At 70.2% G+C, this 11,361-nt stretch carries 9 protein-coding genes; all 9 read left to right on the forward strand.

Translation table 11 applies throughout. From position 1 onward, the window contains the following. The first annotated feature begins 8 nt into the window (after window positions 1-8). Entirely contained in the window at window positions 9-1,640 is a 1,632-nt protein-coding gene (locus tag WME73_RS18565) for a hypothetical protein (RefSeq protein WP_437917404.1), read from the forward strand. 39 nt (window positions 1,641-1,679) lie between these two features. After that, window positions 1,680-3,224, forward strand: coding sequence for a hypothetical protein (locus WME73_RS18570; RefSeq protein ID WP_437916541.1), 1,545 nt, complete (start codon window positions 1,680-1,682; stop codon window positions 3,222-3,224). Window positions 3,225-3,773: 549 nt separating this feature from the next. Beyond that, complete coding sequence (locus WME73_RS18575) at window positions 3,774-5,144, forward strand: hypothetical protein (RefSeq protein WP_437916542.1); 1,371 nt, start codon at window positions 3,774-3,776, stop codon at window positions 5,142-5,144. Continuing rightward, window positions 5,141-7,348 carry a hypothetical protein gene (locus WME73_RS18580; RefSeq protein WP_437916543.1) on the forward strand — a complete coding sequence of 736 codons (2,208 nt, stop codon included), beginning with the start codon at window positions 5,141-5,143 and terminating at the stop codon, window positions 7,346-7,348. Before WME73_RS18575 ends, WME73_RS18580 begins: the two co-directional genes overlap by 4 nt. Before the next feature lie 236 nt (window positions 7,349-7,584). Continuing rightward, window positions 7,585-8,400: a hypothetical protein gene (locus WME73_RS18585; RefSeq protein WP_437916544.1), complete on the forward strand. Its 816-nt coding sequence runs from the start codon at window positions 7,585-7,587 to the stop codon at window positions 8,398-8,400. A gap of 30 nt (window positions 8,401-8,430) precedes the next feature. Next, on the forward strand, window positions 8,431-9,501 hold the full coding sequence (locus WME73_RS18590; protein ID WP_437916545.1) for a hypothetical protein: 1,071 nt from the start codon (window positions 8,431-8,433) through the stop codon (window positions 9,499-9,501). A 23-nt stretch (window positions 9,502-9,524) separates the two neighbouring features. Further along, window positions 9,525-10,163: a hypothetical protein gene (locus WME73_RS18595; protein ID WP_437916546.1), complete on the forward strand. Its 639-nt coding sequence runs from the start codon at window positions 9,525-9,527 to the stop codon at window positions 10,161-10,163. After that, a complete protein-coding gene (locus tag WME73_RS18600) occupies window positions 10,144-10,476 on the forward strand; it encodes a hypothetical protein (RefSeq protein WP_437916547.1) in 333 nt (110 codons plus the stop codon). The genes WME73_RS18595 and WME73_RS18600 overlap by 20 nt, the downstream gene beginning before the upstream one ends. A 358-nt stretch (window positions 10,477-10,834) precedes the next feature. Further along, window positions 10,835-11,356, forward strand: coding sequence for a hypothetical protein (locus tag WME73_RS18605; RefSeq protein WP_437916548.1), 522 nt, complete (start codon window positions 10,835-10,837; stop codon window positions 11,354-11,356). Window positions 11,357-11,361: the final 5 nt, after the last annotated feature.

Here is an 11,361-nt window from a genome sequence, read left to right on the forward strand (position 1 = left end):
CCGAGGGGATGCGGCCACGGGAAGACCGAAGAGCGTTGGCCGCCGCGGTTGCTGTCGTGGTCTGTGCGTGGGGAGCGAGCAGCACGCTGCTAGCTTGCACTTCGTACCGCGACGATTGCTGGGAAGTGATGGAGTGCGCCCCTGCGCCTGAGCCGACTTTCTGTGACGGCGACCCAGTGACCGCAATGGCGCTCGACGAGTGCGGGGTGTTCGTCAGCCCGTTGTCGGGTGACGACAGGAGCCCTGGCACGAAGGACGCACCGGTGAAGACCCTGCAACACGCGATTGGGCTCGCCGCGCATGGGCGAAGCCACGACGAGGAGCCGACCCGGCGCGTGTACGCGTGCGGAGGGGAATTCGCGGAGACGATCACGCTGCCCTCGGGGGTCGACCTCTGGGGCGGGCGCCTGTGTGACGGCGGGGATTGGTCGTACGAGGGGTCATTCGGCGGGCCGGAGCACCCGACGATCATCGCTCCGCCGGGGGGGATCCCGCTGAGGGTGATCCCAGGCGAAAAAGAGGGCAAGACATCAACGGTCTTCGGCGCGAGCGTCAAGGCGGCCGGCGCCTCGGCACCCGACGGCAAGTCGTCGATCGCGGTGATCTTGAGCACGGGGGCCAGGGCGATCGTGCGGGAAAGCGTGATCGTCGCGGGCGACGGCAAGGACGGGGAGCCGGGGAAGGACGCGCCGAGCTTCCGCGCGAATGCCGGCATGGTGGGGAACGACGGCGCGAACGCCTGCACCACGGACTCCCCGACGGGCGCGCTGGCAGTCGTGACCGTGTGCGACGATGGCGTCGAGTCCACCGGAGGCTACGGGGGCGACGGTGGGCTCGAGTCGGGGGGCGATGGCGCTCCGGGGCAGCCGCGGCCCGCGGAGAATCCAGAAGGCAACGGCCTTGGAGGCACTGGCGCGGCTAGCGCGCGTTGCAGTGATGGCGCAAACGGGATGGACGGCCTTGACGCCGGTCGCGCGGGCGGTGCTGTTGGCGCAGGCTACCTCACCGAAGACGGCTGGATGGGAATCCGCGGTGATGATGGAAAGAGGGGCGGCGTCGGTCAAGGAGGGGGCGGCGGTGGCGGCAGCAAATCGCGGGGAGCGATGGGGGCGTGCCCAGCTGGCCGCCCGCAGGCCGGCGCAGGTGGCGGCTCAGGTGGCAGCGGCGGCTGCGGTGGCCTTGGGGGCAAAGGCGGTGGCTATGGCGGGTCGAGCATCGGCGTCGTTGCCCTGCCGGGGAGCGCGGTGACGCTCGAGGCGACTCGGGTGACTACGGGCAACGGTGGCAACGGCGGGGTCGGCGGCACAGGCCAACCGGGCGGAGGGGGCGCCGTCGGCCGCTATGGTGGAACGCCTCCTCCCGGTGTTAGTGAGATGTGGCCCGCGTGCAAGGGGGGCACCGGAGGCGACGGCGGCCATGGGGGCGACGCCGGCGGCGGCCTCGGGGGGTCGTCCTACGGCGTCGCTGCTCATAGCGCCTACGTGGGCATCGGGCCGGACGCCACTATACAGCTTGGAAGACCTGGCGATGGCGGTCTCGCAGGCAATGCAGCACCTGATGACGCGGTGGGGCAGGGGCAGGGGGGCGACTCCATGCCTTACCGTCAATTCGACGTGCCCACTCCCGCACCGCCCCGCTGATTGTCCCCCCTCGCTACAACACGACATCGAGGAAGAACGATGCGAACCACAAGAGCGCTCCACCTGTCCCCCGCGCTGCTGCTCGCCGTGGCCGGCTGCGGCACCGCGCCGGGCCCCAACGAGCCTGGCGGAGCGGCGTGCGACGGCACCTCGTCGTGTCAAGGCGAGCCGCCGCCGGAGTCCTTCTGTCTCGAGCGTCTCGCCGCCGATGTGTGGGAGGATGGATGCGGCGTGTTCGTGGGCGGCGTCTGGGGCAGCGGCGACGACGCGAACCCCGGCACGACAAGAGACAAGCCGGTGCGCACGCTGCAGCGCGGCGTGGAGCTCGCGCGTACCGGCCGAGGGCGCGTCTTCGCATGCGCCGACGGGTTCTTCGGGCCCCTGACGCTGCCTTCCGGCGTGGATCTCATCGGGGGGTTCGGCTGCGTGAGCTGGAAGCGCCAGGCCGACACACGCTCCGTGCTTCAGATTTCGGACAAGCCAGACATCGTCCTGACCGTTGTGCCGGCGAGCGACGGCGACACGGGCGCCGCGGACGGGGTATCGACGATCGTCGACATGATCTTGGATGGGTGGGGCCCGATCACGATGCTGGTTCGCTCCAACACGGCCGTGGAGCTCACCCGGAGCGAGCTCCGCACCGCCTACGGATGGGCAGGCCACGATGGCGAGAAATGGGGCGGGCTAAACCAGGCACCGCGCGGACCCGATGGCGTGTACGGCGGCGATGCGTGCTCGGCAGACACCGTCCCCGGCGGCCCGGCGGTGATGAATCCGTGCGATGGCGGAATCCCGAGCGCCGGTGGCAAGGGAGGCGACGGGCTCGCCGACGGCGCTGGAGATGGGGAGGACGGCGAGCCCGTATCCGAGCCGGACCCCGGCCACGATGGGCGGGGAGGACTTGGCAACCGGGCAGACGGTGGTTGCAGCGGCGGCTTCACCGGGAAAAACGGCATGTGGGGTACCGTCGGCGCCGCGGGTCAGGGCATCGGGCGTATCGCCGAGACAGGATGGGAGGCCGATTGGGCAGGCGACGGCGATAGGGGCATGCCGGGTCAAGGCGGTGGCGGGGGCGGCGGCCGTCGAGGCGGCCTCGCCGCGTGCGGCGTGGCCTCGAAGGGAGGCGCCGGCGGCGGCTCAGGAGGCGCCGGTGGCTGCGGTGGGCGAGGCGGTCGAGGGGGTGAGAACGGCCACCCGACGATCGGGATCGTCGCGCTCCACGCCAACCTGACGGTACGCGACACCGTGATCGAGACGCTCGCCGGGGGACCGGGTGGCGACGGCGGGCCACCCGAGCAAGGCGGCAAAGGCGGTCGAGGCGAACTGGGCGGCGCCGTGGGGGACGGCACCTGGTCCTGCAAGGGTGGCGACGGCGGCCGAGGGGGCGATGGCGGCTACGGCGGCCCCGGGCGCGGCGGCGACTCGATCGGCATCGCGTACCTCGACGAGGATCAGCTCACGCTCGAGGGGGTCACCTATACTCTCGGACCGCCGGGGAAGGGCGGCGTGAGCTGGGATTGGTCCGGCGACGAGATCACGGGGGAGGACGGCATCCAGGTCGAGACGCAGCGTTTCCCTGAATAGGATCACGACACTTCAGGCGAACCCTGTAGTGACAGGGCGCCGACGGTGGCACGTCCGGAGCTCCACGAGGGCGCCCGCGGGCCTGCTCTGCTGGTGGCGACGTGGACAGCCGCGCGGCGCCCCAGGAGCACGACTCCAGTCCACGGCGCCGAGACCTCGCTCGCGGAGCTCGCCGGCGAGGGCCACGAGCACGACCAGATAGATACACGGCGAGGGCCACGAGCTCAGCGGCGTCCGCCTCGACCCCCGCGGCCGGTCCGCAGGCCGTGGCGCCACGCACCCCCAAGCACACCTCTCCGGTTCCGCGACTGTCCGCGCATTGAGGACGGACAACCTGGCGCTCGGGGCGCGATCCACGGCCGAGCAATGTCCTAGCGCTTTGGTGGGGACGCTTGCTTCTGGAAAACGTGCGGGCGAGCGTGCGCAAGCGAGAAAAATCGCGGGGTGGAGGCAATGAGCATGGGCGAAAGATCCAGACCGAGGCGACGGAGGACGATCCTTGCGGTCGCTGTGGCCGCCCTGGCGCTTGGCGCGGCAGGGGCCGGGTGTTTGTGGAAGTTCGGGGACGACACGTTCGGGAGCTTCTGCGCGGCCTCGGTGGGCGGCGAGGAGCACTGCGTGGGCGAGAATCAGGGTCCGGGCGCCGCGTGGGCCCAGGCCGAGAAGGACGGCGCTCTGCCCATCGAGGTGTGGGCCACCTGGCCGAACAACAAGACGCCGGAGGAGATCGTCGCGAGCGAAACCTCGCTCGGCGTCTGGTTCGGCCACATCGACGAGGCGATCGCGTACGTGCGCGACGACGCGAGGAACGCCGAGTCCCTGCGGGCGACGCTCGCGGGCAAGCTCGCGTGGCTGCTCGACGAGGCGAGGGACCGCCAGAGGGTGCTGCTCGCGGAGGCGCCGGTCGACGCCCCGGGCAACTTCAAGAAAGCAATGATCGACAAGGCCAGCGCCGAGCGGGAGCCGCTCGCCGCCACGCTCGCGGCCGACCGGCAGGCGATGGCGGCCGTGCAGGCGGTCTTCGACCAGGCCCGGAGCGACGTCGCGCCGCTGCGATCGAAATACGCGGGCGTCGCAGCGCGCTTCGCCGCGTACCGCGCGACCGAGGCGGCGGAGACGGCGGCGTACGCGGCGCTCTCGGCGCAGGCGTCGCGGTCGGACATCGACGGCCTCGACGGCGTGGAGCAGGCGGTGCTCGCGACGGCGCGCGAGGCGAGCCGCTCGCCCGGCGAGCTCACCGCGGAGATCCTGAGGTGGTCGGCGACGCTCCAGGTCTTCGCGGCCTCCTTCGATGAGGCGATGGCGCCGCACAGGGAGCTGCTCGCGACGCACGGCGCGGTGCTGCCGGACATGACGTCGGGCGCGCTGCGCTCGCTGAACGCGATGCTGGGTTACGTGAAGGGTCGCGTCGCCCGGAGCGACGCGACCGCGGCGGCGCTGCTCGGCGGCATCGCGCTGCGCCGGCAGGCGCTCCGCGTGCTGCAGATGGACGAGGGGGCGCGCGAGGCCGTCGCAGGGGCGCGGACGCGCAAGGCGTCGGACGCCTTCGAACAGCGTGCGCGCGCGCAGGTCGCGGCGCTGTCGGCGGCGCCGCCGGTGAGCGAGAAGCTCGGGCTGCCGCTCTTGGCCGAGCGGTGCGGGGAGCTGACGGCACTGGTGCAGCTGCGACCGCTCTGCGAGGCGGCGGGGTCGTCCTGGCGCGAGGCCGGCTGCGCGGAGCTTCGAGGAAGGTTCGGCGCCGCGGAGGCCGAGCTCAGGACGGGGGTGCCGGAGAAGATCGCGGCGGGTCTCGCGGCGCTGCGGGAGAAGGGCATGGCCGCGGCGGAGCTCGACGCGGCTCAGGCGAGGCTCGACGCGGGGGACGTGAAGGGCGCCGCGATCGCGTATGACGCCGCCGTGCGCGGCGCGGAGGGGACATGAGAGGCTCCAAGGACGTTGCGCTGCGCGGCCGGAGCGCCGCGGTGTTCCAGAGGCTCGTCGCGCTGGTCACGGCGCTGGCGGTGCTGGCGCCGTCGTTCGCGTGGGCCGGTACGCCGTACAGGCTTGACTGGGAGCGCACGGAGCTCAGCTCCTCGTGCGAAGGGGCGTTCCTCGTCGGACACAACTTCTTCAGCGTAAACGACACGCCGCTGACCACGTACGAGGTCCCCGGCGCGCTGCTGGATCTCCCCGACGGAACGCAGACGAACAGGGCGGAGACGGAGTTCGACTCGGTGCTGCTCCAGATGGGAGCGAACGACTTCCACTTCCATGTCAAGAACTCCGCTGGCGAGGACTGGTGCACCGAGTCGCACGAGGTGGTGCACCTCGTCTCGGAGCCGCTCGGGCTGAACAAACCGCTCTTCGACGTCCAGCGCCGCGGGGAGAAGTTCTCCGGCAACACCGAGGTCGACCTGAGCCTCGCGGAGATCAACCCGGCGCTGGCGCGCGACATCGAGATCCTGCTGGCCGAGATCGCCAAGGAGCGCGAGGCGCTCGTGGCGAACGCACGGGCGGTGGGCCTGCTGGCGGAGAAGATGGACCTGCTCCAGCAGCTCGACACCGAGCTCAAGGACCTGGTCAGCCGGCCGCTGGATGAGATCTCGCGGACCGACCTCGAGGCGATCCTGGACCGGTACAAGGACGCGGTCGCGCCGGAGACGCGCGCAGCGATGGAGCAGCTCGTCGACGACCTGAAGCGGAGCGTCAGCGATCTCGAGGACGAGCTCGCGCGGCTGATGGACGAGTTCGGCGCGCAGGCGGACGAGGTGGCGGACCTGGCGACGGAAGACGCGCGCGCCGAAGGGTGGGATCCGGACGATCCGCAGGCGTACGCGCTAGGGGAGAGCGAGGTGCCGTGGGTCGAGGTGCCGGACATCGCGGAGGTGGAGGGGGCGTTCGACGAGGGGAGGGATCCCTACGCGGCATACGCGGACGCGGTGCTTGCGGCGCTGGAGGCGGACGTGAGCGGCCGGGTGGTGGTCTTTCGGGCAGACTTCGTGGCGAACGTGAGGGCGTGGCGAGCCAACAGCGCGGCGCTGGAGATCGCGTTGCGCGACCGGATGGGGGTGTCGCTGGCGGAGACCAACGCGTTCCTGAACGCGCAGAACCGGATCGCCGGGTTCGTGCGGCAGTTCATGGATGCGTCGGACTGGTTCGAGGATTCGCCGGTGCCGGCCGACCTGCGGGCGCAGGTGGACACGGTGCTCAAGCCGCGGTTCGATGCGCTCGCCGACCAGATGAAGGACAGCCTGAACCAGTGGACGGGGGACGGGCTCGACCTGGAGCAGACGCAGCTCTACCAGACGATCAGCGCGTTCGCGGGGGCGATGTCGACGGTCGGCGAGGGCTTCGAGGCGTACGCGGAGGTGATGCAGACGCTGGTGCACGCGACGACGCGCATCGGGGTCGGGTTCGTGCCGGTGGTCGGGCCGGCGCTGGACCTGTGCGAGGCGGTCACCGGGAAGGCGTGGTGCCTGCCGTCGGGGCAGGAGCTAAGCGATGAGGAGCGGATCTTTTCGGGCCTGGGCTTCGGGCTCGGGGCGGTCGGGCCGATGTGGCGTGCGGTCAAGACCAGCAGCGGCCTGCGACCGGCCGCGATCCGGGTGGCCGGGGAGATCGCCGAGATCGAGGAGTTTTTTGCCAAGATCGTGAAAACGAACCGCGTCCGGGGCTACAAGAACCTCCGCGGGGCGATCACCAAGCAGAAAAAAATAGACATTTTCGAGAAGAAAGCGGCCAAGTTCCTGGTGGACGACGGCAGGTCGCTCGTTGGGGTCGGCGACGATGGGGTGCGCAGGGTGCTCGACATTCCGAGGGAGTCACCGACGGGTACCATCGAGGGGAAGGCGCCCGACTTCCTGTCGGTGTCCAGCGGGCACAAGCTCATCCTGAGCGAGGCGAAGGGCGGCGGAACGATCGACGCCTTTGACGTGCGCGATCAGCTCTTGAATGCGATGAGGGCGCTGAAGGACAAGTGGGGGCTCGCTGGCGACGTGCAGCGGGTCGAGCTCATCATGGAGCAGGGGGCGAAGTTCGAGCCGAATAAGTTCATCGTCAAGGACGGCTACCTGTTCGATTCGGACGCTGGCAAGCTCCTTACCCTCGATGGCTTCAATAAGCCCATCATGGTGATCCGGCTATGAGCTCAGGACCTCGATTCTTCGCCTGGTGCGACGAGCCAGAACGGATCGATGCGCTCGCAGCGGCATTGTCTGCGCTGATGATTCCGGGGGATCTCATCAGCCTGGGTATGAGCGCGACCATAACGTGCAGAACACGCTCCGTCGAAGACGTCCTTGCCACGGTCCGCGCCCACTTCGGAGGACGGAACAGCGCTCACGTGTCGTCCGGCGTGATGCTCAACGATTCCGAGCGCGTCATGGTTTTCAGCGCCGCGTGCTACCCTGAAGAAAGCGAGTGTGATCATCCTTACGGCCCCCTCAAGGCGAAGGCGGGCGAACGGAAGTGGGATTTCTACCCGTACGAGATCCCCGTGGGCAGGGGCCCCCGCTCCGTGGAGGCCGAGGCGGCGGTCGCCTACCATATGGTCCAAGGCGACATCGAGGACCTCCTGCTCCGCCTCTGCGCGCCAGACGCGAGCGGGCGCGTGCCGACCGGCGCCTGTACGGGCGAGGAGGACTGGATCGCCCCGGTCGAGATGTGCGCGACCTACAGCGCGAACGCCGCGGAGCTCGCGCGCGACCTCGCCCTGTCGTGGGTCAGCCTCCACGACACGGAGAGCGTCTCGCGCATCGCAGGCACGTCGCTGGAGGCGCTCTGCGCGCGGGTGGAAGCCGCGCCGTGCGGCGCACGCGTGCCCATGAAAAGCACGACCGAGCTCACGGGCTCGCTCTCACGCGAGACCGTGCTCAAGGCGCTCGCGACGCCGCCGGCCACCCTGCTCGATGCGCTCGAGGCCGCGGCTGTGCCCGACGACGCGTGGCGCGCGGCCGAGCCCCAGGCGCGCGAGCTCCTGGAGCTACGCCGCCAGCTTGACGACGAAGCCGCGGGGGAGGTCCCCCCCGCCTTCTGGGTAGATATCACGACGCGCGAGCACACCCGCTTCCTGGAAGAGCACTCCCCCTTCCACGTCCGCCGCCTCCCGAGCGGCGGGGTGGTGCTGGCCACGCACCCGTACCGCACGCTCTGGCCGCTCTGGGCCGACGCGCTCTTCGTGCTCGGCCTCCTGTCCTGACGCAGGCTATCTCATGAGGATGATCAAGCGATGAGAGAAGGGCCGTTTTTCTTCGCCTGGTGTGACGAGGCACAGCGGGTCGATGCGTTCGGCGCGGCGCTGTCGGCCCTCATCAAGGAGCAACAATACTTTATCCGCGCGATCATGGACCGCGACACGGAATGCAACACGATCTCCGTGGACGAGGTGGTCGCGCTGCTCCGCGGGCACTTCGGGCGCACCGACGCCGAAGCCTACTTCGTCGCGTCGTTGAGCCAGGAACACTTCGTCCATTGCATCCTTCGCTGCTTCACCGACAGGAGCGAGCGTCTCAAGCCGATGGGCCCCATCCACATGCACGCCCGCCAGATCGAGGACTTTTCCCCCATGCACATGGACCTCGCCCTGGGGAGGGGCCCGCGCTCCGTGCAGGCCGAGGCCGTGCTCGCGTGGCACATGGCGCTGGAAGACATCGACGACGTCCTGCTCCGCCTCTGCGCGCCGGACGCGAGCGGGCGCGTCCCGACCGGTGGCTGCACGACGGCGCGGACCTGGCTCGCGCCGGTCGCCCTGTGCGCGACGTACAACGCGGACGCCCGCGACATCGCGCGCGATCTCGCCCTGTCGTGGCTGTGCCTCCATGACAAGGAGAGGGTGTCGCGCATCGCGGGCCTGCCGCTGGAAGCGCTCCGCGCGCGGGTGGAAGCCGCGCCGCCTGGAGCGTGCGTCGCGCTGAGACATAGCAGCGGGCACTCGAGCTCGCTCTCCCGTGAAACCGTTCTCAAGGCGATGGCGACGCCGCCCTCCGCCTTGCTCGAGGCGCTCGAAGCAGCGGCGGAGAAGCCCGATGGCGCGTGGCGCGCCGCAGAGCCGCGCGCGCGCGAGATCTACGAGCGGACGCTCCCGTTCCGGGGGCGCGACGGACAGGGCACGGAGACAGGCGACGGCTCGCCGCTCTCGCAGGTCGAGATCACCCTCGACCACTTCGAGTTCCTGGTCGATCACGCCCGGTTCTACGTCCGGCGCCTGCCGAGCGGCGGCGTGGTGCTGGCGACCCACCCGTACCGCACGCTCTGGCCACTCTGGTCCGACGCCCTCTTCGCGCTCGGCCTGATGCCCTAACGATCCTGCTCAGCCGCCGCGGCGTGCCCGCCTCGCTCGAGCGCATCGACCTGGTCGTCGAGATCGCCGGCCGGCGCTTCAAGGAGCGATTCGCCTGCTCCCGCGAGCCGAACAGCGAGACGCCGTTCTCGTGGGACGGCAAGAACGCCTCCGGGCGCCCCCTCGAAGGCGCGCAGCCGATGACGGTGCGGGTCGGCTACGTCTACCGGGGTGTCTACATGGATCCCGCGGAGCGCAGGAAGGCGTTCGCGGCGTTCTCGAGCACCCCGATCGTCGGCACCAGGACACGAGGCGACGTCACGCTGTGGAAGGTCTGGCGCGGGGCGCTCGGTATGCTGAGCGCTCGTTCCCAGGGGTCTGGCGGCTGGATGCTGAGCGAGCACCACGCCTACGAGCCCATCGGGCGGGTGCTTCACGTCGACGACGGGCGGCGTCGCCGCGCCGGTGCGCTCGGCAACGTGTTGACCACCGTGGCGGGCCACGGTTGCGCAAACTGCGTGCTGAGGGATGGCGAGCGGGCAACGGCGGTGCCGCTCTATGCTCCCTCGAGCGTGGCCGCGGCGACGGACGGCAGCATTTACATCGCCGATACGTTCCACCACCGGGTGCACCGCGTGGGCACAGACGGCGTGATTGAGGCCCGTGGCCGGCACAGGCAATGAGGGGGATCGCGGCGACGGCGGGCCTGCGGTCGCCGCCAAGCTCGACGTGCCGCGCGGGCTCGCGCTCGGGCCTGATGGCCGCCTGCGCATTGCCGAGCAGGGCGGCAATCGCGTGCGGCGGGGTACACCCGACGGGACGATCGCGACCGTGGCCGGTATCGGCGCGGCCGGGTACAGCGGGGACGGCGGCCCCGCCACGCTGGCCACATCGACGAGTCCGTTCAGCATCGCGGTGGGGCTCGGCGGCAGCGTCTACATCGCCGATAGGGGCAATCACAGCGTCCGTCGTGTGGCGCCCGACGGGCATCATTGACACGGTGGCGTGGGGCTTCGGAGGCGACGGCGGACCGGCCGAACCCGCTCGCCCGGTGCGCGTGGGTCGCGTTCTGCGCGGTGTGCCTACCTTGGGGCCCCCCTCGGGGTCACCTCCGCGCGCGTCGCTGAGGGGGCGCGCAGAACTACCAAATCGAGCCCTTCATTTTCCCCGTTTTTCGGCCCCTCAGCGACGCTTCCAAAAACACCTAACCCCGCGACATCGCTTGATGTTCTTTCCGGGCGCGTACACCGGTAGTTCGCGTCGAACTACCGGGAGCGCAGAACTACCGTTTCGTGCCCCTTCCGGCGGCGTCGGTCACGGTTGCGAACGAACCCAACACGGATGGAGGTACATCATGACACGAGCGGCTCTCGCCCGTGTATCGGCACCCCTTGCGCTTCGTCAGGTGGAACACGGCACACGCGTGGTCGAGAGGACATTCCCGGACGTGCCGGCCCGAGGATCGTGCCCCCCGAGGGGGCTTGCCCATCCCGTCACAGCAACGGCGACGCTCGCGATCCCGCTGGACGGGCTCACGCTCACAGCGCCGCACCCGGAGATGCTCTCGCAGAAGAATGTCGAGTCGGTCACCGGGATCCCGGCACGAGTCTTCCTCGACACGATCCGCGGGCTGGGCTTCCCGCTGCCGGTCACGAGGCTTGGCAAGCTGCGCCTCGTCCAGCGCGAAGCGTTCGTCGCCTACCTCCAGGCGCTGGCCAGTGATCCACCATCGCGCCGTGACGCAGAGGTGGATGAGCGCACACGGGTTGCCGCGGTGCTGGCCTCTGTCGGCCTTGAATCTGTCCCATGCCCGAACACCGACCGGGCGAGCGCTCCTCCCGCAGGAACACGCCGTGCTAGGCTGCCGCCGAAGTAGAGCGG

Source organism: Sorangium sp. So ce302, assembly GCF_051530145.1.
GTDB lineage: Bacteria > Myxococcota_A > Polyangia > Polyangiales > Polyangiaceae > Sorangium > Sorangium cellulosum_B.

Excerpts from the sequence above, each read along its gene's own strand:
- WME73_RS18565 (WP_437917404.1), top strand. The coding sequence starts at position 9 with ATGCGGCCACGGGAAGACCGAAGAGCGTTGGCCGCCGCGGTTGCTGTC.
- WME73_RS18570 (WP_437916541.1), top strand. The coding sequence starts at position 1,680 with ATGCGAACCACAAGAGCGCTCCACCTGTCCCCCGCGCTGCTGCTCGCC.
- WME73_RS18580 (WP_437916543.1), top strand. The coding sequence starts at position 5,141 with ATGAGAGGCTCCAAGGACGTTGCGCTGCGCGGCCGGAGCGCCGCGGTG.
- WME73_RS18585 (WP_437916544.1), top strand. The coding sequence starts at position 7,585 with ATGGTTTTCAGCGCCGCGTGCTACCCTGAAGAAAGCGAGTGTGATCAT.
- WME73_RS18590 (WP_437916545.1), top strand. The coding sequence starts at position 8,431 with ATGAGAGAAGGGCCGTTTTTCTTCGCCTGGTGTGACGAGGCACAGCGG.
- WME73_RS18605 (WP_437916548.1), top strand. The coding sequence starts at position 10,835 with ATGACACGAGCGGCTCTCGCCCGTGTATCGGCACCCCTTGCGCTTCGT.